This is a genomic window from Burkholderia sp. MSh2, assembly GCF_000731655.1.
Lineage (GTDB): Bacteria > Pseudomonadota > Gammaproteobacteria > Burkholderiales > Burkholderiaceae > Burkholderia > Burkholderia paludis.
In genome coordinates, this window is the sequence record NZ_JPGM01000004.1 from 142,075 (window position 1) to 167,421 (window position 25,347).

Annotated in this window: 21 protein-coding genes and 1 pseudogene; 10 read left to right on the top strand and 12 right to left on the bottom strand. The window is 69.6% G+C overall.

Annotated elements, in window-relative coordinates:
* Nucleotides 1–185: 185 nt before the first annotated feature.
* Complete coding sequence (gene exaC, locus GQ57_RS03160) at nucleotides 186–1,712, bottom strand: acetaldehyde dehydrogenase ExaC (RefSeq protein ID WP_034197058.1); 1,527 nt, start codon at nucleotides 1,710–1,712, stop codon at nucleotides 186–188.
* A gap of 330 nt (nucleotides 1,713–2,042) precedes the next feature.
* Here exaC and GQ57_RS03165 point away from each other — a divergent pair, with 330 nt between their 5' ends.
* Nucleotides 2,043–2,471, top strand: coding sequence for a pyridoxamine 5'-phosphate oxidase family protein (locus GQ57_RS03165; RefSeq protein WP_034197059.1), 429 nt, complete (start codon nucleotides 2,043–2,045; stop codon nucleotides 2,469–2,471).
* Nucleotides 2,472–2,571: 100 nt separating this feature from the next.
* On the opposite strand, the gene GQ57_RS03170 is transcribed toward GQ57_RS03165, so the two are convergent.
* Complete coding sequence (locus tag GQ57_RS03170) at nucleotides 2,572–4,185, bottom strand: MFS transporter (protein WP_034197060.1); 1,614 nt, start codon at nucleotides 4,183–4,185, stop codon at nucleotides 2,572–2,574.
* Nucleotides 4,186–4,334: 149 nt separating this feature from the next.
* Here GQ57_RS03170 and GQ57_RS03175 point away from each other — a divergent pair, with 149 nt between their 5' ends.
* Nucleotides 4,335–5,219, top strand: a complete 885-nt coding sequence (locus GQ57_RS03175; protein ID WP_031397055.1) for a LysR family transcriptional regulator — start codon at nucleotides 4,335–4,337, stop codon at nucleotides 5,217–5,219.
* A gap of 89 nt (nucleotides 5,220–5,308) precedes the next feature.
* Here GQ57_RS03175 and eutC read toward each other — a convergent pair whose 3' ends face one another.
* The 4 genes from eutC to GQ57_RS03195 all read right to left on the bottom strand — a co-directional run bounded on the left by eutC (nucleotide 5,309) and on the right by GQ57_RS03195 (nucleotide 10,642).
* Nucleotides 5,309–6,100 (bottom strand): ethanolamine ammonia-lyase subunit EutC, encoded by a 792-nt coding sequence (gene eutC / locus GQ57_RS03180; protein ID WP_031397056.1) that lies wholly within the window; start codon nucleotides 6,098–6,100, stop codon nucleotides 5,309–5,311.
* The gene (locus tag GQ57_RS03185) at nucleotides 6,097–7,494 is read right to left on the bottom strand and encodes an ethanolamine ammonia-lyase subunit EutB (RefSeq protein ID WP_031397057.1); all 1,398 of its coding nucleotides are present in this window, start codon (nucleotides 7,492–7,494) and stop codon (nucleotides 6,097–6,099) included. Before GQ57_RS03185 ends, eutC begins: the two co-directional genes overlap by 4 nt.
* 95 nt (nucleotides 7,495–7,589) lie before the next feature.
* Complete coding sequence (eat, locus tag GQ57_RS03190) at nucleotides 7,590–9,002, bottom strand: ethanolamine permease (RefSeq protein WP_031397058.1); 1,413 nt, start codon at nucleotides 9,000–9,002, stop codon at nucleotides 7,590–7,592.
* Nucleotides 9,003–9,178: 176 nt separating this feature from the next.
* The gene (locus GQ57_RS03195; protein WP_031397059.1) at nucleotides 9,179–10,642 is read right to left on the bottom strand and encodes a mechanosensitive ion channel; all 1,464 of its coding nucleotides are present in this window, start codon (nucleotides 10,640–10,642) and stop codon (nucleotides 9,179–9,181) included.
* A gap of 465 nt (nucleotides 10,643–11,107) precedes the next feature.
* Here GQ57_RS03195 and GQ57_RS03200 point away from each other — a divergent pair.
* Nucleotides 11,108–11,641, top strand: a pseudogene (locus tag GQ57_RS03200) (AraC family transcriptional regulator); the annotation flags it as partial.
* A gap of 87 nt (nucleotides 11,642–11,728) precedes the next feature.
* Here GQ57_RS03200 and GQ57_RS03205 read toward each other — a convergent pair.
* Together GQ57_RS03205 and GQ57_RS03210 are read right to left on the bottom strand one after the other, a co-directional pair.
* Nucleotides 11,729–12,103: a zinc ribbon domain-containing protein gene (locus GQ57_RS03205; RefSeq protein ID WP_034197061.1), complete on the bottom strand. Its 375-nt coding sequence runs from the start codon at nucleotides 12,101–12,103 to the stop codon at nucleotides 11,729–11,731.
* A gap of 10 nt (nucleotides 12,104–12,113) precedes the next feature.
* Nucleotides 12,114–14,459 carry a heavy metal translocating P-type ATPase gene (locus GQ57_RS03210; protein WP_235215011.1) on the bottom strand — a complete coding sequence of 782 codons (2,346 nt, stop codon included), beginning with the start codon at nucleotides 14,457–14,459 and terminating at the stop codon, nucleotides 12,114–12,116.
* Between GQ57_RS03210 and GQ57_RS43575 the strand changes: the two genes are divergently transcribed.
* The 3 genes from GQ57_RS43575 to GQ57_RS03220 all read left to right on the top strand — a co-directional run bounded on the left by GQ57_RS43575 (nucleotide 14,454) and on the right by GQ57_RS03220 (nucleotide 15,994).
* The gene (locus GQ57_RS43575; protein ID WP_235215012.1) at nucleotides 14,454–14,870 is read left to right on the top strand and encodes a hypothetical protein; all 417 of its coding nucleotides are present in this window, start codon (nucleotides 14,454–14,456) and stop codon (nucleotides 14,868–14,870) included. The genes GQ57_RS03210 and GQ57_RS43575 overlap by 6 nt on opposite strands.
* Before the next feature lie 51 nt (nucleotides 14,871–14,921).
* Nucleotides 14,922–15,353, top strand: a complete 432-nt coding sequence (cadR, locus tag GQ57_RS03215; RefSeq protein WP_031397062.1) for a Cd(II)/Pb(II)-responsive transcriptional regulator — start codon at nucleotides 14,922–14,924, stop codon at nucleotides 15,351–15,353.
* A 68-nt stretch (nucleotides 15,354–15,421) separates the two neighbouring features.
* Nucleotides 15,422–15,994: a PadR family transcriptional regulator gene (locus tag GQ57_RS03220; protein WP_034197063.1), complete on the top strand. Its 573-nt coding sequence runs from the start codon at nucleotides 15,422–15,424 to the stop codon at nucleotides 15,992–15,994.
* A 41-nt stretch (nucleotides 15,995–16,035) separates the two neighbouring features.
* Here the strand turns inward: GQ57_RS03220 and GQ57_RS03225 are convergent, their stop codons facing one another.
* The 4 genes from GQ57_RS03225 to GQ57_RS03240 form a co-directional block, all read right to left on the bottom strand.
* Entirely contained in the window at nucleotides 16,036–17,466 is a 1,431-nt protein-coding gene (locus GQ57_RS03225; protein ID WP_034197064.1) for an FAD-binding oxidoreductase, read from the bottom strand.
* Nucleotides 17,467–17,481: 15 nt separating this feature from the next.
* Nucleotides 17,482–18,270: an ABC transporter substrate-binding protein gene (locus GQ57_RS03230; protein WP_031397065.1), complete on the bottom strand. Its 789-nt coding sequence runs from the start codon at nucleotides 18,268–18,270 to the stop codon at nucleotides 17,482–17,484.
* A 53-nt stretch (nucleotides 18,271–18,323) separates the two neighbouring features.
* Nucleotides 18,324–19,478, bottom strand: a complete 1,155-nt coding sequence (locus GQ57_RS03235) for a pyridoxal phosphate-dependent aminotransferase (RefSeq protein ID WP_031397066.1) — start codon at nucleotides 19,476–19,478, stop codon at nucleotides 18,324–18,326.
* A 393-nt stretch (nucleotides 19,479–19,871) separates the two neighbouring features.
* Complete coding sequence (locus tag GQ57_RS03240; RefSeq protein ID WP_031397067.1) at nucleotides 19,872–20,540, bottom strand: TetR/AcrR family transcriptional regulator; 669 nt, start codon at nucleotides 20,538–20,540, stop codon at nucleotides 19,872–19,874.
* 120 nt (nucleotides 20,541–20,660) lie between these two features.
* Between GQ57_RS03240 and GQ57_RS03245 the strand changes: the two genes are divergently transcribed.
* The 4 genes from GQ57_RS03245 (at nucleotide 20,661) to GQ57_RS38745 (ending at nucleotide 25,347) form a co-directional block, all read left to right on the top strand.
* Nucleotides 20,661–22,313 carry an acyl-CoA dehydrogenase family protein gene (locus tag GQ57_RS03245; protein ID WP_034197065.1) on the top strand — a complete coding sequence of 551 codons (1,653 nt, stop codon included), beginning with the start codon at nucleotides 20,661–20,663 and terminating at the stop codon, nucleotides 22,311–22,313.
* A 60-nt stretch (nucleotides 22,314–22,373) separates the two neighbouring features.
* Nucleotides 22,374–23,885, top strand: coding sequence for a class I adenylate-forming enzyme family protein (locus tag GQ57_RS03250; RefSeq protein ID WP_034197066.1), 1,512 nt, complete (start codon nucleotides 22,374–22,376; stop codon nucleotides 23,883–23,885).
* A gap of 258 nt (nucleotides 23,886–24,143) precedes the next feature.
* Nucleotides 24,144–24,791, top strand: coding sequence for a hypothetical protein (locus GQ57_RS03255; protein ID WP_034197067.1), 648 nt, complete (start codon nucleotides 24,144–24,146; stop codon nucleotides 24,789–24,791).
* Nucleotides 24,792–24,801: 10 nt separating this feature from the next.
* Complete coding sequence (locus GQ57_RS38745) at nucleotides 24,802–25,347, top strand: hypothetical protein (protein WP_081896564.1); 546 nt, start codon at nucleotides 24,802–24,804, stop codon at nucleotides 25,345–25,347.

Below are 25,347 nucleotides of genomic sequence, written 5' to 3' on the forward strand. Positions count from 1 at the left end.
TGCGGATGGCCGGCGCGTGCGCCCGTCCCGCCGCGCACCGCCCGACGGCCGGGCACATGCCTCCGACCGTCGGGCGACGGGCGCGGCCGGAGTGCCGCGCGCGTCGCCGTCGCACGTCCGCGACCGTACCGGCCGGCCCTGCGTGCCGGCCAGTCGGCCCCGTCGCCTCGCGCCGCCCCGGTTGCTCAGAAGAACCCGAGCGCCTCGGCCTGATAGCTGACCAGCAGGCACTTCGTCTGCTGGTAGTTCGACAGCGCCATCTTGTGCGTCTCGCGGCCGATCCCCGACTGCTTGTAGCCGCCGAACGCCGCGTGCGCGGGGTACAGGTGGTAGCAGTTGGTCCACACCCGCCCGGCCTCGACCTCGCGGCCCATCCGGTACGCCCGCGTGCCGTTGCGCGTCCACACGCCCGCGCCGAGCCCGTAGAACGTGTCGTTCGCGAGTTCGATCGCGTCCTGCTCGTCCTTGAAGGTCATCACCGACGCAACCGGCCCGAAGATCTCTTCCTGGAACACGCGCATCTTGTTGTTGCCGAGCAGCATCGTCGGCTTCACGTAGTAGCCCGTGCCGAGCTCGGCGGCCGGCGCCGTGCGCTCGCCGCCCGTCAGGCATTGCGCGCCTTCGCCGCGGCCGATGTCGATGTACGACAGGATCTTGTCGAGCTGCTGCTGCGACGCCTGCGCGCCGATCATCGTCTGCAGGTCGAGCGGGTGGCCGGCCTTGATGCGCTCGACGCGCGCGACGGCCTTCTCGATGAACCGCTCGTAGATCGATTCCTGGATCAGGATCCGCGACGGGCACGTGCACACTTCGCCCTGGTTCAGCGCGAACATCGCGAGCCCCTCGAGCGCCTTGTCGAGGAACGCGTCGTCCTGGTCGAGCACGTCGGCGAAGAAGATGTTCGGGCTCTTGCCGCCCAGTTCGACCGTCGACGGAATCAGGCTGTCGGCCGCCGCGCGCAGGATGTGCTTGCCGACCGGCGTCGAGCCCGTGAACGCGATCTTCGCGATGCGCTTGCTGGTTGCGAGCGCTTCGCCCGCTTCCTTGCCGAAGCCGTTCACGATATTGATCGTGCCGGCCGGGAACAGGTCGCCGATCAGCTCCATCAGCACCAGCACCGACGCGGGCGTCTGCTCGGCCGGCTTCATCACCACGCAGCAGCCGGCCGCGAGCGCCGGCGCGAGCTTCCACGCGGCCATCAGCAGCGGGAAGTTCCACGGAATGATCTGGCCGACGACGCCGAGCGGCTCGTGGAAATGGTACGCGACGGTGTTGTCGTCGATTTCGGAGATGCCGCCTTCCTGCGCGCGGATGCAGCCGGCGAAGTAGCGGAAGTGGTCGATCGCGAGCGGCAGGTCGGCCGCCATCGTCTCGCGCAGCGGCTTGCCGTTGTCGATCGTCTCGGCCACGGCCAGCAGCTTCAGGTTCTTTTCCATCCGGTCGGCGGCGGCGAGCAGCAGGTTCGCGCGCTCGGCCACCGAGGTCTTGCCCCACTTGCGGCGCGCGGCATGCGCGGCGTCGAGCGCCAGCTCGATATCGTCTGCGCCCGAGCGCGGCACGCGGCAGAACGGCTGGCCGTTGATCGGGGACACGTTCTCGAAGTACTCGCCCTTCGCCGGCGGAACCCACTTGCCGCCGATGTAGTTGTCGTACTGCTGGCGGTACGGATATTCGACGTCGAGGCCCAGTTGTTTCAGGTCAAACGGGTTCATACATGTCTCCTGTTCATCGTGCTTGTGTGAGTACAGCGCCGGTTGGATCGCGCTGCATGCGTTAACGCAACATGCGTGCCAAACGGGGCCGGCACGCCGCGAAGGCGCGACGGCAACGGCCGCCCCGCGTGCGTGCCGTGCGGTGTTCATTCGCGCAGCACGGCGGGTGCGCCGTTTCTGAACAGTGCGACTGCGCAACGGCGCGGCCGGTGTTCGGATTCGGCACAGTGCGCACCGGCAGCCTCACGCGCTGCGGGCCGCCGCCCGTGGCATGGCGCTTGCGTGCGGATCGCGCATCCCCTTGCCGCGGCGTTCACGCCGCCCGACGCCATGAGCGACTCCGGCCCCCTGACCGACGACGCGATCGCGTTCATCCGCGAGCAGGCGTTCCTGATCGTCGCGACCGCCGATGCGGCGGGCAACGGCGACTGCTCGTACCGCGGCCGCCAGCGGCGCGCCGACGGTTCGTACGAGCCGCTCGTCGACCTGCCCGACCGCCGCACGCTCGTGCTGCCCGACTTCGCGGGCAACAACCTGTTCAACACGATCGGCAACCTGCTGGTGAATCCGGCGATCGCGCTGCTGTTCGTCGACTTCGTGCGCCAGACGACCTGGCTCGTGCAGGGCCGCGCGACGATCGACGAGCACGTGGCAAGCCGCGCGCACCTGTGGCCCGACGCGCGGCGGCATGTCGTGGTCGACGTGGAGCGGGCTCAGGCTCGCGCGGATCCGGCGCTGCCGCCGCTCGTGCCGGCTTGATGCGCACGGCGGGCCCGCCGGCGCTCGAACGCGGCCGTGCCGGTATCCGGCGGCGTTCCGACAACTGCGGCCCACGCCGCCATGCGCGGCAGCGCGATACCTAGCGCCCGTGCGCCTCGGCGCACGCCGCGTCGATCCGGTCGCGCGCCGGCTCGTCGGCCTGCGCCGGACCGTCGGCAGCGCCGCCCGCTTCGGCAGCCGCCGGGCGGCCGCCAAGAAACGCGAACACCACTGCCGCGCACAGCACGGTGACAATGGCCAGCCCGGTCAGCAGCCGATCGAACGCATGGGTATAGCTCGCGAGCAGCAGCGCGTGACCGGCGCCCGGCAGCGCCGCCGCCGCACCCGCGAGGTCGCCGGTCGCGAGCCGCGCCGCCGCACGCAGCGCCGCGTCGGGCGTACCGGCCGCGCCCGCCGCGTGGCGCAGCCCCGTCTGCGCGAGCGCGGCCAGCACCGCGCCCGCGATCGCGAGTGCGATGCCTTCTCCGGCCACGCGCGTCGTGCTGAAGATCCCGGTCGCCATCCCCGCACGCTCCTTCGGCACGACGCTCACCGACAACCCGTCCATCAGCCCCCACGGCATGCCGGCGCCGATGCCGATCACGAGCATCGGCGCGATCGCCGCGGGCCCCGCGCCGCCGCGCAGCGCGACGCCCAGCCACACGAGCCCGGCCGCCGCGATCAGGAGCCCGAGCCCCGAGATCACGCCGGCCGACAGCCAGCGCGTGAGCGTCGCCGCGACGAGCGGCACGACCAGCATCGGCGCGGAAATCGCGAGCATCAGCCAGCCGGCGTCGATCTCGCTGAAGCCGTCGATGCCGATGAATCGCAGCGGCAACACGACCAGCAGCACGATGTAGCAGCAGCAGGTCGACACCGGCAGCACCTGCACGCCGACGAAGCGGGCGATGCGAAACAGCGACAGGTCGAGCATCGGCCGCGCGACGCGCATCTCGATCGCCACGAACGCGCCCGCCCCGAGCGCCGCGCCGGCCAGCAGCGCAAGCACGGGCGCGCTCGTCCAGCCGCGCGCGGGCGCCTCGATCACGCCGAACGTGAACAGCGTGAGCGCGGCCGTGAAGGTGATCGTGCCGGGCCAGTCGAGCCCCGTCGCGTGCGGGTCGCGTGACTCCTGCATGCGCGGCAGGCCGAACCCGAGCGACAGCACGCCGGCCACCGCGCTCGTGACGAAGATCGCGCGCCAGCCGTAATGCCCGATCAGGCCGCCGGCCAGCACGGGCCCGAACGCGAGCCCGATCCCGAAGGTCGTGCCGAGCAGGCTGAACGCGCGCGTGCGCGCCGCGCCGTCGAACGCCTGCGCAAGCGCGGCCGTGCCGCCCGCCAGCGCGGCGGCTGCCGCGAGCCCCTGCGCCGCGCGCAGCAGGTCCACCGCGAGCATCGACGGCGCGAACGCCAGCGCGACCGACATCAGCGTGAAACCGCCGACGCCGATCGCGAACACGCGCCTGCGGCCGAACTGGTCGGCCAGCGCGCCCGCCGCCATCAGGCAACTGCCGAACGCGAGCATGAACGCGTTGGTGATCCAGTTCATCGCGACCGTGCCGCCATGCAGGTCGCGGCCGATCGCCGGCGTCGCGACCGCGCCGCCCGAGAACGACAGCGGCAGCGCGACGGCGGCCAGGCAGACGGCAGCCAGTACCCATGCGCGCCGGTGCGCCGAGCGGGCCGAAGCGCCTGAAACAGGGTGATCCATCATCGCTCCTCGAAAAACCGGCGCGGATGCGCCGTCAGAGCGACAGACGATAAATCCGATTCAATCTACGAAAAACCACGCGAAACTCCGCATATAACGGACTAGAATTCCGCAATTCATCCGCCGCGCCGCCCGGCGCCCGCCCTACGATGGAAAACCTGACCGGCATCGTCGCGTTCGTCCGCACCGCCGAGGCGCTGAGCTTCGTCGCGGCCGGCCGCACGCTCGGCATCTCGGCGTCGGCGGTCGGCAAGACGATCGCGAAACTCGAGCAGTCGCTCGGCGTGCGGCTGTTCAACCGCACGACGCGGCGCGTCACGCTCACCGAAGAGGGGCGGCATTTCCACGAGCGCTGCCAGCGGATCCTCGAGGATTTCCGCGATGCGGAGGCGACGGTGACGGCCTCGGCGCAGCGCCCGCGCGGCAAGCTGCGCGTGAGCCTGCCGGTGATCGGCTATCGCTTCCTGCTGCCCGTGCTGCCCGAGTTTCAGCAACGCTACCCGGATGTCGAGCTGGATCTCGATTTCAACGACCGGATGGTCGACGTCGTCGAAGGCGGCTTCGACGCGGTGATCCGCAGCGGCCCGCTGTCCGATTCGCGCCTGATGTCGCGGCGGCTCGGCCCGTTCGCATTCGTACTGTGCGCAACGCCCGCCTATCTCGCGCGGGCCGGCACGCCGCGCGCGCCGCGCGACCTGGAAGCGCATGCATGCGTGCGCTACTGCTTCCCGACCACCGGCAAGCTGCAGGACTGGGCGCTCGCGGCCGCCGACGGCACGCCGTTGAAGCTGCACACCGCGCTGACCTGCAACAACATGGAGGCGCTGCGCGGCAGCGTGCTCGCGGGGCTCGGCATCGGCTACATGCCCGACTTCCTCGCCCGCGACGCGCTCGAGCACGGCGCGCTCGTCACCGTGCTCGACGACTTCCGGATCGCGCCGGGGCAGTTCTCGATCGTGTGGCCCTCGAGCCGGCTGCTGTCGCCGAAGCTGCGTGTGTTCGTCGATTTCCTGTGCGACCGGCTGTTCAAATAGCCGGAGGGCGAAGGCCCCGACAGCCGGCGCGCGGGCGGCGCGCGGGCGGCTCGAACCGAACGACGGCCGCCCCGCGCCCGCCGCCCTCGTCAGTCCGCCGCGATCCGCTCCGCTTCCGCCTGCGGCAGCAGCGCGTCGCTGTCGTCCTTCAGCCCGACGCCCGTCAGCCGGAGCCTGCGCGCATGCGTCATCAGGTAATGCAGCTTGTGCGCGGCCGCCGCGTACGGCAGCCCTTCGGGCCGCACGTTCGAGATGCAGTTGCGCAACGCGTCGTGACACCCGACCCGCGGCGCCCAGGTCAGATACACGCCGAGGCTGTCCGGCGAGCTGAGCCCCGGCCGTTCGCCGATCAGTATCGCGACGAGCTTCGCGCGCAGCAGCTCGCCGATCTCGTCGCCCAGCGCGACGCGCGCCTGGGTCGCCACCACCACCGGGCCGATCCGCCAGCCGTCCCGGTCGAGCCTGGGCCGCACCGCGTCGAGCAGCGGCAGCGCCTGTTTCGCGGCAGCAAACGCCGACAGCCCGTCGCCGACCACGAACACGATGTCGGGCGCCTCGTCGAGCGCCGCACCGTAGTCGGCCAGCAGCGCGCGCCCGTCATCGGACAGCTTGCGGCCGAGGTCGGGCCGGCGCAGGTAATGCTGGCGATCGGGCGCGGCGCTTTGCACGCCGAGCGTCGCGAAGCCGGCCGCGTCGAGCGCGCGCCGCAGCGCGTCCACGTCGAGCGGCTGGTGCACCGCGTCGCGCGCCTGCGCGTGCGACAGGTTGAACGCGAGCAGCGGCGCGGTCGGCAGGCTGTTGCCCGCGCGGCCGAGCGCGATCCGCGCCTGCGTGAACGACTTCAGCTGCGCCCACGGGTTCTTTTCGACGGCGTCGCTCATGCGGACAACCCCATCCAGTCGGTCGCGCCCGCCAGCAGCGGCACGCGCGCCGTCGCGCTGCGCAATGCGCCGTGCGCATCGGCGATTTCCATCGTCTCCAGCCACTCCTCGAATTCCGGCGCGCGGCGCAGGCCGAGCACCTCGCGCACATACAGCTGATCGTGGAACGACGTGCTCTGGTAGTTCAGCATCACGTCGTCCGCGCCGGGAATGCCCATGATGAAGTTGATGCCGGCCGCGCCGAGCAGCGTCAGCAGCGTGTCCATGTCGTCCTGGTCGGCTTCCGCGTGGTTCGTGTAGCAGATGTCGCAGCCCATCGGCACGCCGAGCAGCTTCCCGCAGAAGTGATCCTCGAGCCCCGCGCGGATGATCTGCTTGCCGTCGTACAGGTATTCGGGCCCGATGAAGCCGACGACCGTGTTCACGAGGAACGGCTCGAACCTGCGCGCCACCGCGTATGCGCGCACTTCGCAGGTCTGCTGGTCGACGCCGAAATGCGCGTTCGCCGACAGCGCGCTGCCCTGGCCCGTCTCGAAGTACATGAGATTGTTGCCGATCGTGCCGCGCCGCAGCGACAGCGCGGCGTCGCGCGCCTCGCCGAGCAGCGCGAGCGAGATGCCGAAGCTCGCGTTCGCCTTCTCGGTGCCCGCGATCGACTGGAACACGAGGTCGACCGGCGCGCCCTGCTCGATCGCGGCGATCGTGTTGGTCACGTGCGTGAGCACGCACGACTGCGTCGGCACGCCGTAGCGTTCGCGAAACCCGTCGATCATCGCGAGCAGCTTCACGATCGCCGCGAGGCTGTCGGTGGCCGGGTTGATGCCGATCATCGCGTCGCCGCAGCCGTACATCAGCCCGTCGAGCATCGACGCGGCGATGCCCTTCACGTCGTCGGTCGGGTGGTTCGGCTGCAGCCGCACCGACATCCGGCCGGCCAGCCCGACCGTGTTGCGAAAGCGCGTGACCACGCGGCGCTTGCGCGCGGCCACGATCAGGTCCTGGTTGCGCATCAGCTTCGACACGGCCGCGACCATCTCCGGCGTGAGGCCCGGCGCGATCCGTTCCAGCGCCGCGCCGTCGGCCGCGGGCGACAGCAGCCAGTTGCGGAAATCGCCGACCGTCAGGTGCGAGATTTCCGCGAATGCGGGCGCGTCGTGCGTGTCGACGATGAGGCGCGTGACCTCGTCGTCTTCGTACGGGATGAGCGCCTCGTTCAGGAATGCCTTCAGCGGCACGCCCGCGAGCGCGATCTTCGCGGCGACGCGCTCTTCCTCGCTCGCCGCGGCGACACCGGCGAGCTGGTCGCCGGAACGCAGCGGGCTCGCCTTCGCGAGCAGCGTCTTCAGGTCCGCGAAGCGGTACGTGCGCGGGCCGATCGTCTCCGTATAGGACATCGTGCGAATCTCCTTCCTTGCCAAACGCCGACGGCGCGCCCGTTCGACGGGGCGCGCCGGATGCCGTCAGGAACGGCCTGTCACCTTCGCCATGCTCACTCCTCCAGCAGCGCGTCGCCCGGCGCACTCTCGCGCTGCGAACGGGTCGCGAGGAAGTACGCGTAGCCGAACGCGAGGAAGCCCAGGAACACCAGCGCGACCAGCCCGTTGAAGTACACCATCGTAGCGAGACACACGAGCGCGGCCAGGATCGCGAAGGCCGGGAAGATCGGGTACAGCGGCGCGCGGAACGGCCGCGCCATGTTCGGCTGCGAGCGGCGCAGCTTGAACAGCGACGCCATGCTCACGATATACATCACGATCGCACCGAATACCGACATCGTCACGATATTCGCGGTCAGCGTCTGCCCGCCGAACTGGATCAGCTCGTCGCTGTAGATCGCCGCGATGCCGACCACGCCGCCCGCGAGAATCGCGCGGTGCGGGGTCTTGAAGCGCGGATGCACCTTGCCGAGCCACTCCGGCAGGTAGCCTTCACGGGCCAGCGCGAAGATCTGGCGCGAATAGCCGAGGATGATCCCGTGGAACGACGCGACCAGCCCGAACAGCCCGAGCCACACCAGCATGTGCATCCAGCCGCTGTTCGCGCCGACGATGTACTTCATCGCCTGCGGCAGCGGATCGTTGATGTTCGCGAGCTTGGTCCAGTCGCCCGCGCCGCCGGCGAACACCATCACGCCGATCGCGAGCGCGACGAGGGTCAGGATCCCGGCCACGTACGCGATCGGGATCGAGCGCTTCGGGTTCTTCGCTTCCTCGGCGGCCATCGCGACGCCTTCGATCGCGAGGAAGAACCAGATCGCGAACGGGATCGCCGCGAACATCCCGTGGAACGCGCCCACGCTGAAATGATCGGCGCCCGACCAGCCGCCCTTCATGAAGTTGCTCCACGCGAAGCCCGGCGACACGACGCCCATGAACACCAGCAGCTCGAAGATCGCCAGCAGCGTGACGACCAGTTCGAAGGTCGCCGCGATCTGCACGCCGACGATGTTCAGCGCCATGAACACGAGATACGCGCCCATCGCCGCGTGCTTCGGCTCGAGGCCGGGAAACTGCACGTGCAGGTAGGCGCCGATCGCCAGCGCGATCGCGGGCGGCGCGAACACGAACTCGACGAGCGTCGCGGCGCCGGCGAGATAGCCGCCCGTCGGGCCGAACGCGCGGCGCGCATACGCGAACGGGCCGCCCGCATGCGGGATCGACGTGGTCAGCTCGGTGAAACTGAAGATGAAGGTCGTGTACATCGCCGCGACGAACAGCGCGGTGACGACGAAGCCCAGTGTGCCGGCGCTCGCCCAGCCGTAACTCCAGCCGAAGTATTCGCCGGAAATCACGAGGCCGACCGCAATGCCCCACAGTTGCCAGGTCCCGAGCGTCTGCTGCAACGCGGGCTGGCCAGACGACCTGACGCCGGCGGCGGGCCGGCCATTCGACTCTGCTTTCATCGGACGCTCTCCTCAAAGGCGCCGGGCCTGCCGGCCAGCGCAACTGAGAATCGATGCTAGAGAGTCATTAAACGACGTGTTATCGAAATTCGGCAAAGACCGCGGCTGACATTTCGCTGACGGAAACGTCGGCCGCGGTCCGCGCCCCGGCCGTGCGAGACGGCCGGATTGCCGGCTTACTGGCCGCCGCCGCGCTGGTTGAACCAGCGGTCGAGCAGCTTGCCTGCCGCTTCGCGGCCGCCGAGGCCGAACGACAGCGCCACCGCCACCGCGATCGCACCGAGCACGAGGCCGAACGCGAGCTGGACGATTTCGTTCGCGATGCCCATCGCGCGCAGCCCCATCGCGAACACGAGGCCGAGGATCGCGAATTGCGCGATGCGCGCGAACAGCACGCTGTGCTCGCGGTCGGCCTGCTCGATCACGCGGCGCGCGAGGCCCGCGAGCCACACGCCGATCACGAGGATCACGCCGCCGGTCAGCACGTGGCCGCCGAACTCGATGAACAGCGTGACGACGTCGCGCACCTGCGAGAAGCCGAGCCGGTTCGCGGCCTCGACCGACGCGAACAGCATCGCGAAGAACACGATCAGCCGCGCCGCCAGCACCGACGGCTGCAGGATTCCCGAGAACACGCGCTCGACGCCGAGCACGGCCGGCAGCCCGTCGGCGCCGGCGGCTTCCAGCAGCTTCTGCGCGAGCGCCGCGACGAAGCGTGCGAAGTAGAACGTCACCAGCACGATCACGATCGCCGCGACGATGTCCGGCACCGCGCCGAGGAACTGGTTCAGCATGTTGGTGGCCGGCACCGAGATCGCGTCGATCTTCAGCGCGTCGAGCGCGGAGATCAGCGTCGGCACGAACACGAACACGTAGACGATCGTGCCGATCAGGCTCGATACGCGCACGGGCGTCGGGCTCTCGAGACGCTGCGTGAGGCGGTCGGCGCCGGCGGCGACGAGCAGGTTCGTCACGAGGCCGCGCAGCACCCGCGCGACGACCCAGCCGACGAAGCCGATCACCGCGGCCGCGAACAGGTTCGGCACGATCGCGAGCAGCTTGTCGACCATCCCCTGCACCGGCGACAGCAGGCCCGACAGCGCGAACGACGCGAGGATCGCCGGCAGGAACATCAGGATCACGAGCCAGAACAGCACGTCGCCGAGATAGCCGCTCATCGGCTGCATGCCGGCGCCCTCGGACAACTTGTCGTCGATCTTGCTCGCCTTCAGCGCGCGGTTCGCGAGGCTGCGCAGCAGCGACGCGATGAGCCACGCGATCAGCGTCAGCGCGGCGCCGCCGATCAGGTTCGGCAGGTAGTTGACGATGTGCGTGATGAGCAGCGAGAACGGGTTGGAGACCGCGTACAGGTTGAGCACGTTGAAGATGCCCACCGCGGTGACCAGCAGCACGAGCCAGAACAGGCCGCCCGCGATGATGCGCTCGACGCATGCGCCCTGGCCGGTGCTTTCGTTGATCCGCTGGTCGACCTTCAGCGCGCCGAGCAGGCGCATCGCGCCGGCCCGCACCACGACGGCGATCAGCCAGCCGATCACCAGGATGCCGATCGCGCCGGCGATCTTGGGCAGATACCCCCCTAGCGTGGTCTGCAACGACGTGATGAAGCTGGAAGCATCCATTTCTTGTTCTCCCGAAACGTGGTGTTGCGATTGAAAATCGACGAACTCCCTGCGTACTTCTAAAAACATGCGGCCCGGACGGAGCAACTTACCCGAGAAAAATGACGCGATCACCCGATTTCACCGTCTTTAACTTTAGTCATAGATCGCAGGGGGGCGAGACCCCATTTCGGCGAAATAAAAAGGGCCTGATTTCGTTACTCCATCGCATTTCCGCAAGATTCATGCAGTCCGGGCGTGCTACCGTGACCTCGGTTCCGGCCCGGGCACGCCGATGACGGACGAAATGCGCGCCGGATCGCCGACGTCGCGGGGCTGTCGCCCCCTGTCGCCGGCGGCGGTGCGTCCATCGCACGCCGTATGGCGGGCCGGGCGCGCCGACGGTGCGGCGGCTATGCGGATCGTGAACCCATACATGCGCCCGAAGATCTCGTGCGCGCAGCGTGGCCGATCGACGGAATCGCGCGACGCACGGGCGTGCGCCGGCCAACCCATCCATGACGGAGAGGAGGAGAAGAGATGTTCGAGCACAAAGTCGAGATCCGGCGGTTGCCGGCGTTGCACGGCTACGCGATCGCCCACACGGGCCCGTACATGAAGGTCAGCGAAGCGTTCATGCGGATCGGCATGTGGGTCGGGCAGCACGGGCTGATCGGGCCCGGCGCGAAGATGGTCGGCATTTTCTACGACAACCCCGACACGACGCCCGAAGCGCAGTTGCGCGCCCGCGCCTGTTTCATGCCGGCCGGCGGTGCGCCGGACGTCGAGCCCGTGCCGCCGGTGGAGCGCGTGACGGTAGCGGGCGGCGAATACGCGGTGCTGCTGCATACGGGGCCGTATGCGGACCTGAAGCCGGCCTACCAGTGGCTCTACGGCGACTGGCTGCGGCACTCGGGCCGCGAGGCCGCCGACGCGCCGCCGTTCGAGCTGTACCTGAATACGCCGATGGACACGGCGCCGGCCGACCTGCGCACCGAAATCCACCTGCCGTTGCGCTGATCGACGGGCCGGTGCGCCGGCCGTCGAACGGCCCGCGCCGGCCCGCGCTCAGGCGCGGCCGGCGCGCACGCGCGGTACGGCGGGTGCTTACGCGGCCGGCGTACCGCAGCCGGGACAGAAGCGCGTATCGGCCGCCAGCGCGGTATGGCAACGGCTGCAGGCCTTGCTGCGTTGCGCCGCGCCGCACTGCGTGCAGAACCGCGCATCGGCCGCGTTGAGCGCGCCGCAGCCCGCGCACGCGAGCTGCCGCAGCGGTACGTTGGCGCCCTGCCCGCGAGCGGTGTCGGCCGGCGCCTGCCAGCCCCAGCCGTGGCGATCGCGGCCGCGCGCCTCGTGGCCGCCGTGCACGTCCCGGCCCGCCCCGCCGTGTTGCCCGCCGCCATGGCTGCCGTAGCCGCCGTTGCCGTGCCCGCTGCCATGACCGCCACCATGGCCGCCCAGGATTCGTTTCAGAAAGCTCATCGCCCGCTCCTCAACGCTTGGCCTGTGCCCCGCCGAACGCCCCCGAGGACGACAGCAGCCGCAAGCCGTTGGCCACGACGATCAGGCTTGCGCCCGCGTCGGCAAAGACCGCCATCCACATCGTCCCGAGCCCCGCGACCGTGAGGCCGAGGAACACGATCTTCACGCCGAGCGCGAAGCCGATGTTCTGCACCAGGACGCGATGCGTCGCGCGCGACAGCCGCACGAACGCGGGAATCTTGCGCAGGTCGTCGTCCATCAGCGCGACGTCGGCCGTCTCGATCGCCGTGTCGGTGCCCATCGCGCCCATCGCGAAACCGATGTCGGCGCGCGCGAGCGCCGGCGCATCGTTGATCCCGTCGCCGACCATCCCGACCGCGCCGGCCCCGCCTGCCGCCAGCTCCTCGACCGCCGCGAGCTTGTCTTCCGGCAACTGGTTGCCGCGCGCGTCGTCGATGCCGGCCTGCCGTGCGATCGCCTGCGCGGTGTGCGGGTTGTCGCCCGTCAGCATCGCGGTGCGGATGCCGAGCGCATGCAGATCGGCGATCGCCTCGCGGCTCGTATCCTTGATCGTGTCGGCCACGGCGAAGATGCCGAGCACGCGCGCCTCGTCGACCAGCACCACGACGCTCTTGCCTTGCCGCTCGAGCGCGTCGAGCTTCGCTTCGAGCGCCGGCGAGCAGCGCTCGAGCTCCTCGACGAGGCGGTGGTTGCCGAGCCAGTAGCGCGCGCCGTCGATCGTGCCGCGCACGCCGCGCCCGACGATCGCTTCGAAATCCTTCACATCGGCGAAGGCCGTCGTGCCGGCCTCGCGGGCCGCGGCCGCGATGGCCTGCGACACCGGGTGATCGGAGCGCGCCGCAAGGCTCGCGCCGAGGTGCCGGACCCGCGCCGCGTCGGCGTCGGTCGCATGCAGGTCGAAGTCGGTCTGCACCGGCTTGCCGTGCGTGATCGTGCCGGTCTTGTCGAGCGCGAGCCACGCGAGCTTGCGCCCTTCTTCCAGATAGACGCCGCCCTTCACGAGAATCCCGCGTCGCGCCGCGGCCGCGAGCCCCGACACGATCGTCACCGGCGTCGAGATCACCAGTGCGCACGGGCAGGCGATCACGAGCAGCACCAGCGCGCGGTAGATCCAGTCGTGCCATGCGCCGCCCGCGACGAGCGGCGGCACCACCGCGACCAGCAGCGCGACCGCGAACACGATCGGCGTATAGACGCGCGCGAACTGGTCGACGAAGCGCTGCGTCGGCGCCTTCGCGCCCTGCGCTTCCTCGACCGCGTGGATGATCCGTGCGAGCGTCGAGTTGGCCGCGACGGCCGTCACGCGGTATTCGAACGAGCCCGATTCGTTGATCGTGCCCGCGTACACGGCGTCGCCGGCCGCCTTCTCGACGGGCAGGCTCTCGCCGGTGATCGGCGCCTGGTTGACCGTCGAGCGGCCCGCCACGACTTCGCCGTCCAGCCCGATCCGCTCGCCCGGCTTCACGCGCACGACCGCCCCGAGGGCGACCTGCGCGGCCTCGATCGTGCGCCACGAGCCGTCGGCGTCCTGTACGGTCGCGGTGTCCGGCGCGAGCTGCATCAGGCCCTGGATCGCGTTGCGCGCACGGTCGAGCGACTTCGCCTCGATCAGTTCGGCGATCGTGAAGAGCACCATCACCATCGCGGCCTCGGGCCACTGGCCGATCGCCATCGCGCCCGTCACCGCGATGCTCATCAGCGCGTTGATGTTCAGGTTGCCGTTGCGAATCGCGATCCAGCCCTTCTTATACGTCGTGAGCCCGCACGCGAGCACCGCCACGAGCGCGAGCGCCGCCGCGAGCCACACGGGCAGGCCGGCCCACGTCGCGCCCTCCGACGCGATCGCGGCGACGCCGGCCAGCGCCAGCGGCCACCACGGCTTCGCGGGCGCATCGGCGACGCGCGCCGCCGGCGCGCCGGCCGTCGCGGCCTCGGGCGTCATCCCGAGCGTGCGGATTGCGCTTTCGATCGCCGGCTGGGCGCCCGGCACGTGCTCGACGGTCAGCATCCGCTGCATCAGGTTGAATTCCAGCGCCGACACTTCGCTCATCCCGCCGAGCTTCTTGCGGATCAGCGTTTCCTCGGTCGGGCAGTCCATCTGCATGATCCGGAACGCGGAGCGCACGTGGCCCGACGCGGTCGCCTGCGCAACCGGCAGCGGCGCGAGCGTCAGCGCAGCGGGCGCGCAGCAGGCGCCGGCCGCGTGGTCGTGGTCGTGGTCGTGGTCGTGGTCGTGGTCGTGGTCGTGGTCGTGGTCGTGGTCGTGGTCGTGGTCGTGGTCGTGACCGGCATGGTCATGCGCCGTGTGGCCGTGCGCGCACGAGGCGCCATGCACATGCGTGTCGCCGTGCGCATGCCCGTGACCATGATCTTCATCGCCATGCGCGGCGTGATCGTGCGAGCACGCGGCACCGTGCACATGCGCGTCGCCGTGTGCGTGCCCGTGGTCGTGGTCGTGATCTTCGTCGCCGTGGGCGGCGTGACCGTGCGAGCACGCCGCGCCATGCGCATGCGCGTCGCCGTGAGCACGGCCGTGATCGTGATCGTGGTCATGGTCGTGGCCGCTCGATGCGGCCTTGCCGTGCGCGCGCTCGCCGGCCGCCGGCGCCGCGTCGGCAACGGTCGCCAATTGCGTGTCGCGCGGGTCGGCGCAGCACGTATCGGCGCCGTCGGCATGACGGTGTCGTGGGTCGTGGGTACGCTGGGCATCGGTCATGACAACCTCCTTGATGGCTTGACGGTGTAGAGTTAACACCCTGAAGCCACTACAAGGTCAACCCTTGCACGGGAGAAAGACATGAAGATCGGCGAACTGGCCAAGGCGGCCCGCTGCACGACCGAAACGATCCGCTTCTACGAGAAAGAGGGGCTGATGCCGGATGCGGAGCGCACCGACTCGAATTACCGCAACTACACCGACGTGCACGTCGAACGGCTGCGCTTCATCCGCAACTGCCGCGCGCTCGACATGGCGCACGACGAGATTCGCGCGCTGCTGCAGCTCACCGACACGCCGGCCGACCCGTGCGATTCGATCAACACCCTGCTGGACGAACACATCGGGCACGTCGACGCGCGCCTCGCGGAACTCACGCATCTGCGCGACCAGCTCACCGAATTGCGCCGCCAGTGCGTCGGTGAGCATTCGGTCGAGGATTGCGGCATCGTGCATGGTCTTGCGACGATGGAAACGGTCGCGCCGGCCGCGAAGCGCTCGCACCTCGGCTGAAACCCTTGTAAAACAAGATAGTCTGGATGAAAATAGTTATATTCTTACTAGATTTTATATAACTATTCATGCCCGCAAGTCGTCCGTCCCCTCTCGCGCTGGCCGTCCTCGCGACGCTCACCGAAGCGCCCATGCATCCCTACGGGATGCTGCAGCAACTGAAGTCGCGCGGGTACGACGAAGTCGTCAACGTGCGGCAACGCACGAGCCTCTACCAGACGATCGACCGGCTGCTGCGCGACGGGCTGATCGTCGTGCACGACACCGAGCGCGACGGCGCGTTTCCGGAGCGCACGCTCTATGCGCTCACCGAGGCCGGGCACACGGCGGGGCAGGCGTGGCTGCATGCGCTGCTCGCGGAGCCCGCCCGTGAATTTCCGGCATTCGGCGCGGGGCTCGCCTTCCTGCCGTTGCTCGACGCCGAAGATGCCCGGCACCAGCTCGAGCTTCGGATTACCCGGCTCGATGCCGAACGCGGGCGCCTGGAAGCGTTGCGCAACGCCGCGCAGGCCGAGCAGGTGTCGCGCCTGTTCCTGCTGCAGAACGAACACGCGCTCGTGCTGCTCAATGCGGAGCTCGACTGGGCGCGCAGCGTCGTCGATCACCTGAAGATCGGCGCGCTGCGCTGGGTGGACGGCTGACGCACCGCACCGGCGCTGCCGGCCGGCAGCGCCTCACTCCGTCAAAGCACCTTGCCGGGATTCAGGATGCCGTGCGGATCCAGCGCGGTCTTCAGGCGCCGCATCAGCCCGATTTCCGCGTCGCTGCGCGTATGCGCGAGATAGGGGCGCTTGAGCGCGCCGATCCCGTGCTCCGCCGACACCGAGCCGCCCATGTCCCGCACCACCGCGTACACGCAGTGATCGAGCGCGTCGGCATCCGTCCCGGTCATCCCGGCCAGCGATACGCCGATATGCACGTTGCCGTCGCCGACATGACCGAAGAACAGGCACGTGAGCGCCGGCCAGCGTGCGCGTAACGCCGCCTCGCAGCGTTCGGCGAAGACGCCGAGTTCGCCCGTCGGCAGGCTCACGTCGAAGTTGACGAGATGCGGCAGCGCGTCGATCGCGAGGCCTTCACGCAACGTCCACAGGTCGCGCGCCTGCCGCTCCGACGTCGCCAGCACCGCATCCTCCACGAGCCCCGCCTCGATCCCCGCCGCAAGGCCGGTTTCCAGTGCGTGGCGCGCATCGCCGCCCGGCGCGCTCGTCGCGCACTCGATCAGCACCGCGAAACCGCCGTCGCCCGCGAACGGCGCGGCGACGCCCGGCGTGTGACGCGCGACGTAGTCGTAGAACGACGGCCACATCGCCTCGAAGCTGACCAGCTCCGGCAGCGTGCGCATGCGGTTCCACAACGCGACTGCCGCGTCGTAGTCGCGCACGCGACAGAGCGCCGTGGCCGGCGCGGCGAGCCGCGGATGCAACCGCAACACGGCCCGCGTGACGACGCCGAGCGTCCCCTCGCTGCCGATGAACAGCTGCTTCAGGTCGTAGCCCGCGTTGTTCTTCAGCATCCGGTTCATCGACGACACGACCGTGCCGTCGGCGAGCACGGCCTCGAGCCCGAGCACCTGTTCGCGCATCATCCCGTAGCGGATCGCACGCGTGCCGCCTGCGTTGGTCGCCAGCATCCCGCCGATCTGGCACGAGCCGCGCGCCCCGAGATCGACGCCGAACGTGAAACCCGCCGCTTCGGCGGCCTCCTGCACCGTCTGCAGCGGCGTCCCGGCCCGCACGGTCAGCGTGCCGGCCGCCGCATCGAGCGCCTCGATGCCCGCGCAACGCTCCATCGACAGCACGACCTCGCCGCCGAGCGCGACCGCGCCGCGCGCGAGCCCCGTCAATCCGCCCTGCGGCACGACCGGCTGGCCGAGCCGCGCGCACAGCGCGAGCGTGCGCGACACGTCGTCGACACAGCGCGGGCGCACCAGCGCGCGCGGCCGCACGCCGGCCGGCTCGTTGTACGCCGTGAAGTAACGCGGATCGATGTCGGCGGCGCGCGTGACGAGCGCGTCGCCCAGCTCGGCCGCGAGCACGGCTTCGAGCGCGTCGCCCGACAGCCGCGCGCCGTCCTGTCCGCTGCCCGCGGCGGTCGTGTTCCGGATCTGCATCGCGCCCGGCTCCGCTTACTTCGCCGAGATGTCGATATCGCCGAAATACTTCAGCCCCAGCGACTTCACGGTGCCGTCCGCCTTCAGCTTGTCGATCGCCTCATCGAGCTTCGCCTTCAGCGCGCCGTCGCCCTTGCGCAGCCCGAATGCGATGCCGCTGCCGAGGATCCGGTCGTCGTGCACGGGCTGGCCGACGAACGAGAAGCCCTTGCCGTCCGGGCGCGACAGGAAGCCGCGCTGGCCGGACGGGGCCAGCACGAGCGTCGCGTCGAGCCGGCCCGACACGAGGTCCGCATACGCCTGGTTCTGGTCCTGGTACGCGACGATCGCAACGCCGGCCGGCTCCCAGTGCGCCTTCGCGAAGGTCTCCTGGATCGACGCCTGCAGCACGCCGACTCGCTTGCCCTTCAGCGATTCGGGCGTCGGCAGCAGGCCGCTGCCGGTGCGCGCGATCAGCTGAGTGGGCACGCGGTAGATGATCGTCGTGAAGTCGATCGCCTGGCGCCGCTGCTCCGTCGCGTTCATCGCCGAGTTGATCGCGTCGAACTTGCGCCCCTTCAGCGCGGGAATCAGTCCGTCGAACGACGTCTCGACCCATTTGCACGACAGCTTCGCCGTCTGGCAGACGGCCTTGCCGACGTCGATGTCGAAGCCCTGCAGATCGCCGTTCGGCGCTTTCGATTCGAACGGCGGGTATTGCGCCTCGAGGCCGAAGCGCAGCGTCTGCGCATCGGCGAGCGCCGCGCCGGAGCCGATCGCGCAGGCGAGTGCGAACGCGAGTTTCAGGGGGGCCGTGTGCTTCATCGTGATCTCCTTGTGTCTGTCTGGTCGATGCGACGTGCCCGTCGCCGGTTTCCTTACAGCGAACGCAGCCGCCGCGCGCCTTCGACCAGCGTCGCGTCGTCCTTCGAGAAACTGAGCCGGATCACGCCGGCGTCGGTGCCGTCGGTATAGAACGCCGACAGCGGAATCGTCGCGACGCGCGCGTCGCGGATCAGGCGCAGCACGAAATCGCTGTCGCTTTCGTCAGAGAAGTGCCGGAAGCGGGCGAGCATGAAGAACGAGCCTTCGCTCGGCAGCAGCTCGAAACGCGAGCCGGCCAGCTCGCGCGCGAGCAGGTCGCGCTTGGCCTGGTAGAACGCCGACAGCCCGAGATAGCTGTCCGGCCGCGCGAGGATTTCCGCGAACGCGACCTGCATCGGCGTGTCGGCCGCGAACACCATGAACTGATGCACCTTGCGGATTTCGTCCATCAGCTCGGCCGGTGCGAGGCAATAGCCGACCCGCCAGCCGGTCACGTGGAACGACTTGCCGAACGACGACACGATCACGCTGCGCTCGGCCAGCTCGCGATGGCGCGCCATGCTCTCGTGCTGCGCGCCGTCGAACACGACGTGCTCGTACACCTCGTCGGACAGGATCACGATGCCGGTATCGCGCGTGAGCTGCGCGAGCCGCGCGAGATCGTCGGCGGCGAACACCGTCGCGGTCGGGTTGTGCGGCGTGTTCACGATGATCATCCGCGTGCGCGGCGTGATCGCCGCGGCCACCTCGTCCCAGTTCACGCGGAAATGCTCGGGCGACAGCTTGATCGCCACCGGCGTCGCGCCCTGCAGCCGCACGATCGGCGCATAGCTGTCGAACGACGGCTCGAAATAGATCACCTCGTCGCCCGGATGCACGAGCGCGCTGATCGCGGCATAGAGCCCTTCGCTCGCGCTCGCGATCACCGTGATCTCGGTGGCCGGGTCGTAGCGCGCGCCGTACAGCGCCTCCGTCTTCTCGGCGAGCCGCTCGCGCAGCGCCGCGACGCCGGCCATCGGCGCGTACTGGTTGTGCCCGTCGCGCATCGCGCGCGCGACGCCCTCGACGAGCGCCGGATCGGGCGCGAAATTCGGCGCGCCCTGCGACAGGTTCAACGCATCGTGTCGGGCCGCCAGTTGGCCGATCACCGTGAAGATCGTCGTCCCGACGTCGGGCAGCTTCGAACGGGGCGCGGTGGCGCTTCGCATGACTCCTCCTTCTGATGTCCTTCGGGCGGCGCCGCGCGGCGCGCGCGGCCCTGCACCTGCCGCATGATTTAGCCCGAGCCAATATCGGCGGACAATCGAAAGTTCGTCATGGCAGCCATGCATTTTTCTCATGGCACCCGACATGAGGCGCTCAACCGCAACGGCGATTCGCCCGGCCGACATGCGAATCAGGCATTTCGTCCAGGCGCACGCGCGCACGACGGGCTTGCGCCGTCCTTGCGGGCGATTTTTCCAGCCAGGGAACATGGGTTGCCGGCCGAAGCCGAGCGCCGACTGTCGCCCCGGCGGCTTCCGCCGAGGCGCCTCGTCCGGGCGAACGAACGTCGCGCGTCGCGCCCCGCCCCGCGGCCGGCGCGAACGGGCGCCGGAACGCTACGCGCCGGCCGCCGCCAGGTAGGCGAGCAGCACGGCCCGCAGCTCACCGCGCAACGCGGCGACGTCGAACGCGGGCCCGAGCGTCAGCAGCGCCTGCGAAAGGCCGCCGTAGCAGACCGTGTGCGCCATCCGCGCGAGCCCGTCGAGCCGTGCCGCGGGCGGCGGATCGGCCGCGTGCGCGAGCGCGTCGCGCCACAGTGCGACATACGCGTCGTAGTGGCGGCGGTAAGCGGCGAGCGGCGACACCTGCCGCTCCAGCGCGAACAGCGCGCCCCACAGCGCAGCGTCGGCGCCGATCGCGTCGACCTGCAGGTCGACCAGCGCCGTGGCGAGCTCCGCACGCGGCGCGCCGCGCAGCCGGGCGATCGCGTCGCGCAGCCGGTCGGCCATCGCCTGCACGTGCCGGTGGATGCAGAGCGCCGCGAGGCTCTGCTTGTCGCCGAAGTATTCGTAGAAGGTGCCGACGCTGACACCCGCGACGGCCGCGATCTCGCGGATCGTCGCCTTCGCGTAGCCGCGCTCGAGCAAAAGCTGAACGAACGCCTGCTGCAGCGCGTCGGAGCTCGCCTGCGCGCGCGACTGGCGCGGCCGGCGGCGCAATGCGGGCGCGGGTTGCGCCGCCGGCTGGCCGGGCGGCGCCGGAACCTGAACATGTCGCGGCGGCATATTTGCTACTCTGGAATTCAGCGGGGCAGGCATTTCACCGGAAGCCGGAACCGGGGCCCGAGCGCCATGCCTGCGGCATGACGCCGGCTGCCCGCGACGCATGAGACCGGAGACCTCCCGATGACCGAATCGACTCACGCCGTCACGAACCAGTTCGACGAACTCGTCGACTATAACCTCTTCGCAACGGACCTCGCGCTGCGCGATGCGCTTGCCCGGGCAGGCGCGGACTGGGCCGTGCCGCAACTCGACGCGTACGGCGCCCGGCTCGGCAGCGCCGACACCGCGCGGCTTGCCGACGAAGCGAACCGTCACACGCCGGAACTGAACACGTTCGACCGGCGCGGCCGGCGCATCGACCGCGTCGACTTCCACCCGGCCTGGCATGCGCTGCTCGGCCAGTACCGCCGCGAGGGCTTCGTGTCGCTCGCGTTCCGCGAGTCGCGCCGCGGCCGCTGGGCCGCAACCGCGGCCGGCTTCTACCTGCACGGCCAGATCGAGGCCGGCACGCTGTGCCCGGCGACGATGACGCAGGCCGCGATCCCCGTGCTGCAGAAGGAGCCCGCGCTGTGGAACATGCTGCGCGACAAGCTCTACAGCGACGCCTACGATCCGCGCGACGTGCCGGTCGCCGACAAGCGCTCGATCTGGGTCGGCATGGGCATGACCGAGAAACAGGGCGGCTCCGACGTGCGCGCGAACACGACGCTCGCGACCGCGGTCGGCGCGGGCGGGCGCGGCGGCGACTACCTGCTGCGCGGCCACAAGTGGTTCTTCTCCGCGCCGATGTGCGACGCGCACCTCGTCGTCGCGCGTACCGAGGCCGGCGGCCCGTCGTGCTTCTACGTGCCGCGCTGGCGGCCCGACGGCACGAAGAATGCGGTCGAGATCCAGCGGCTGAAGAACAAGGTCGGCAACCGCAGCAACTCGAGCAGCGAGATCGAGCTGAACGATGCGTGGGGCATCATGCTCGGCGACGAAGGCCGCGGCATTCCGACCATCATCGAGATGGCCACCTACACGCGGCTGAACTGCGTGCTCGGCAGCGCGGCGATGCTGCGCCAGGGCGTCGTGCAGGCGATCGCCTACACGCGGCAGCGCCACGCGTTCGGCCGCGCGCTCGCCGAGCAGCCGCTGATGCGCACCGTGCTCGCCGATCTCGCGCTCGAAAGCGAGGCCGCGCTCGTGCTCGCGATGCGCCTGGCCGATGCGTTCGAGCGCGACGACTCGCCGCGCGAACGCGCGTGGAAGCGCATCGTCACGCCCGCCGCGAAATTCTGGGTCTGCAAGCGCGCGGTCGAACTGACCGGCGAGGTGATGGAAGTCTTCGGCGGCAACGGCTACGTCGACGACGGCCCGATCGCGCGGCTGTTCCGCGAGGCGCCCGTCAACTCGATCTGGGAAGGCTCGGGCAACGTGATGTGCCTCGACGTGCTGCGCGCGGTGTCGCGCGAGCCCGACGCGGCCGCCGCGCTGTTCGCCGAACTGGCCGACCTCGGCGCGGACGAGCCGCGGATCCGCGCGGCACTCGACGCGCTGCGCACGATGCTCGCGGCGCCGGCCGACACGCTCGAGGCGTCGGGCCGCGTGTTCGCGCAGCGGCTCGCGGTGGTCGCGCAGGCCTGCCTGCTGCGCCGCGCCGCGCCGGCGGCCGTCGCCGACGCCTTCGTCGCGACCCGGCTCGCCGCGCCCGACTGGGGCCGCATCGCGGGCGGTTTCGACCCGCACGCGCTCGACGTCGCCGCGCTGCTGCAGCGCGCGTACCCGGCCTGACGCCCGCGCGTACGGCTCAATACGGCCCAGTCCGCCCTCGTTCGTCCGCCCGGAGCCCCGATGAACCTCGTCGCCGCCCTCGACCGCGCCGCCCGCGCGACGCCCGGCAAGCCGTTCCTCGTCAGCGAATCCGCGACGATCACGTATGCCGCCGCGCGCGAGCGCTCGCACCGCGCGGCGGCCGTGCTGAGCGCGCTCGGCATCGCCGCCGGCGACCGCGTCGCCGCGATGTGCTTCAACACGCCGGCCTTCGTCGACCTGATGTTCGGCGCGTGGCGACTCGGTGCGACGTTCGTGCCGATCAACCACCGGCTGCAGGCGCCGGAAGTCGACTACGTGCTCGAACACAGCCGCAGCAAGGCGCTCCTGTTCGACGTGGCGCTCGCGCCGGTGGTCGAACGCATCGTGCATCCCGCGCGGCGGCTCGTGACCGAAGGCGAGCTCGACGGCGTGCCGAGCTTCGACACGATGTGCGCGACGCTGGACGGCCTCGCGGGCATCGAGCCGGCCGACGGCGACCTCGCGCAGATCCTCTATACGTCCGGCACGACCGGCCGCCCGAAAGGCTGCATGCACAGCCACCGCACCGTGACGCTCGCGGCGATGTCGGCGGCGCTCGCGATCGGCATCGGCCGCCACGAGCGCACGCTGATGGCGATGCCGATCTGGCATTCGTCGCCGCTCAACAACTGGTTCGGCGGCACGCTGGTCGCGGGCGGCACCGTCGTGCTGCTGCGCGAATACCATCCGCTGCGGTTCCTGCAGGCCGTCGAGCGCGAGCGCGTGACGCTGTATTTCGGCGCGCCGGTGTCGTACACGCTGCCGCTCGACACGATCGACGGCTTCGCCGCGTTCGACCTGTCGAGCGTGCGCGCGTGGCTGTACGGCGGCGGCCCGATCGGCGCCGCGCAGGCCGAACGGCTCGCGCGCGCGTATCGCAGCGATGCGTTCTTCCAGGTGTACGGCATGACGGAAGCGGGCCCGGCCGGCACGACGCTGTATCCGGACGAGCAGGTCGCGAAGGCCGGTTCGATCGGCCGCCACGGCGGCCCGGGCGTCGACCTGCGCGTCGTGCGGATGGACGGCATCGACGCGCAGCCCGGAGAAACCGGCGAGATCTGGCTGAAGACCGACAGCATGATGCTCGGCTATCTCGACGACCCCGCCGCGACGCGCGCCGCATTCGCGCCGGACGGCTGGTATCGCACCGGCGACGTCGCGCGGATCGATCAGGATGGCTACCTGTTCATCGTCGACCGGCTGAAGGACATGATCGTGACGGGCGGCGAGAACGTCTATTCGAAGGAAGTGGAGGACGCGCTCGGCGCGCACCCGGACATCGCGGAGGCGGCCGTCGTCGGCGTGCCGCACCCCGACTGGGGCGAGACGGTCGTCGCGCACGTCGTGCTGCGCGCAGGCGCCGTGCCCGATGCCGACGCGCTGCGCGCATTCTGCGGCGAGCGGCTGGCCGCATACAAGATCCCGCGCGAGTTCACGTTCGCGCAGGCGCTGCCGCGCACGCCGACGGGCAAGCTGCAGAAGTTCCTGCTGCGCGTGCACCGCAAGGACTAAGTATCCACGATTGCGCCAGCGCACTTACAACTCACGCACTCATATTCCCCTTGCGAACCGCAAAGCGAGATACGGCGTCACGCCTTGTCCGCGTCAACTAACCAGCGCATTCGCGCACGCGCGGTCAATGCAAAAGGCAGAACGGAACAAGTAGTAGAACTTACCAGCCCTGAATCATATTCGTCCGATTGATCGACGTTTCCTATCTGGAATAGCGTCTCCAGGCAGTCATTCCATTTACTGAGACAGGGAAGCCGGATGAAAAACGAACGCAAAGCACCGCTCCACCTTTTCGCCACCGTTGGTGCACTCACGGAACGCGGTGAGCGCGTCACCACCGCAACCAGCGACCTGCCCCCGGCTGGATTGGAAGTCGCCCGCGTCGGCGACGTAGTGACCCATGACGACGGCAGCGAGGCCGCGATTATCGACGACGCGGGAAACAACCATAGCGGCGGCAAACCGTTCGCGTTGGTCGGCAGCCTGTCGAGCAACGGTGACCGCATTACCGAAACGCCGCGCACCTCATGGGGCATTCACGCGCGGGATGGGCAAAGCGCTGCGGGCCTGTTCGATCCGACCTATGTGCCGCCGCCCGCCTGCAGATTGGCGGTATGTGGCGCGACAACCGCGCGCGGTGCATGGCGCGAGCCGTCCGGCACATGGGACGTAGCGCCGCACTTGGGCAAGGCAGCCACGGTGGGCGACCTGATCCACTATCCGGACGGTTCAATCGCGCGCGTGACGACCGGCCAGGGTTTGGCCGACGGGCCCGACTTCGCGCCGCTCGCATTCGTTGGCAGCGAACTCGATAACGGCGACACGATCACCGATAGTCCCGAGCGACAAGGCGTAGCGTCATCCGTTGTATTGAGCGTCGTCACCCGCTCGTCCATGCCCCGCTGAGGTAGCGTCCATGATCCGCTACTTTCTTGCCAAAGGCGACCGTGCCGGGGAAGCGGCGATTGTCGAAGGCCTCGACACCGTAACCTGTTCCAATCCGCCGCCGAGGGTTCATATCGCCACGCTGGATATGAAGACCTACTGTTCTGCCTGCAAGCGTGAAGGGTACATCGCACCGCAAGGTCCGCGCTGGCCAGGTACCGGTCCGAACGGCAAACAGTGGGCATTGAGCGGGGATATCAATGTCTGCGGATGCAACCCACCGCCGATCTTCTACGCTGAGCGCGGCATGCGGATGATTTTTACCGAGAGAGAGACTGCGACGCCGAATGGGCGCCAACCTGATGCAGCCGCGCGGTCATCTGCTCGATCGGCCGTCGTACACGACGAGCAATTCACCTTGCTCGATGACTCCCGCCGCCCGCTCGCGAACATTCGCTACCGAATCGTTACCGACACTGGGCAGATTTTCACGGGCACCACGGACACGGCCGGGAAAACACATCGAATCGCCACCGACGCCTCGGCAACCCTGAAAATCTATACGAAGGAACATTGA

Bases quoted from the DNA above. Each gene is read 5' to 3' on its own strand.
- eat (WP_031397058.1), bottom strand. From the start codon at position 9,002: ATGAAAGCAGAGTCGAATGGCCGGCCCGCCGCCGGCGTCAGGTCGTCT.
- eutC (WP_031397056.1), bottom strand. From the start codon at position 6,100: ATGAGCGACGCCGTCGAAAAGAACCCGTGGGCGCAGCTGAAGTCGTTC.
- GQ57_RS03185 (WP_031397057.1), bottom strand. From the start codon at position 7,494: ATGTCCTATACGGAGACGATCGGCCCGCGCACGTACCGCTTCGCGGAC.
- GQ57_RS03255 (WP_034197067.1), top strand. From the start codon at position 24,144: ATGAAAAACGAACGCAAAGCACCGCTCCACCTTTTCGCCACCGTTGGT.
- exaC (WP_034197058.1), bottom strand. From the start codon at position 1,712: ATGAACCCGTTTGACCTGAAACAACTGGGCCTCGACGTCGAATATCCG.
- GQ57_RS03225 (WP_034197064.1), bottom strand. From the start codon at position 17,466: ATGCAGATCCGGAACACGACCGCCGCGGGCAGCGGACAGGACGGCGCG.
- cadR (WP_031397062.1), top strand. From the start codon at position 14,922: ATGAAGATCGGCGAACTGGCCAAGGCGGCCCGCTGCACGACCGAAACG.
- GQ57_RS03220 (WP_034197063.1), top strand. From the start codon at position 15,422: ATGCCCGCAAGTCGTCCGTCCCCTCTCGCGCTGGCCGTCCTCGCGACG.
- GQ57_RS03195 (WP_031397059.1), bottom strand. From the start codon at position 10,642: ATGGATGCTTCCAGCTTCATCACGTCGTTGCAGACCACGCTAGGGGGG.
- GQ57_RS38745 (WP_081896564.1), top strand. From the start codon at position 24,802: ATGATCCGCTACTTTCTTGCCAAAGGCGACCGTGCCGGGGAAGCGGCG.
- GQ57_RS03235 (WP_031397066.1), bottom strand. From the start codon at position 19,478: ATGCGAAGCGCCACCGCGCCCCGTTCGAAGCTGCCCGACGTCGGGACG.
- GQ57_RS03165 (WP_034197059.1), top strand. From the start codon at position 2,043: ATGAGCGACTCCGGCCCCCTGACCGACGACGCGATCGCGTTCATCCGC.
- GQ57_RS03170 (WP_034197060.1), bottom strand. From the start codon at position 4,185: ATGGATCACCCTGTTTCAGGCGCTTCGGCCCGCTCGGCGCACCGGCGC.
- GQ57_RS43575 (WP_235215012.1), top strand. From the start codon at position 14,454: ATGCACATGCGTGTCGCCGTGCGCATGCCCGTGACCATGATCTTCATC.
- GQ57_RS03175 (WP_031397055.1), top strand. From the start codon at position 4,335: ATGGAAAACCTGACCGGCATCGTCGCGTTCGTCCGCACCGCCGAGGCG.
- GQ57_RS03205 (WP_034197061.1), bottom strand. From the start codon at position 12,103: ATGAGCTTTCTGAAACGAATCCTGGGCGGCCATGGTGGCGGTCATGGC.
- GQ57_RS03245 (WP_034197065.1), top strand. From the start codon at position 20,661: ATGACCGAATCGACTCACGCCGTCACGAACCAGTTCGACGAACTCGTC.
- GQ57_RS03240 (WP_031397067.1), bottom strand. From the start codon at position 20,540: ATGCCGCCGCGACATGTTCAGGTTCCGGCGCCGCCCGGCCAGCCGGCG.
- GQ57_RS03250 (WP_034197066.1), top strand. From the start codon at position 22,374: ATGAACCTCGTCGCCGCCCTCGACCGCGCCGCCCGCGCGACGCCCGGC.
- GQ57_RS03230 (WP_031397065.1), bottom strand. From the start codon at position 18,270: ATGAAGCACACGGCCCCCCTGAAACTCGCGTTCGCACTCGCCTGCGCG.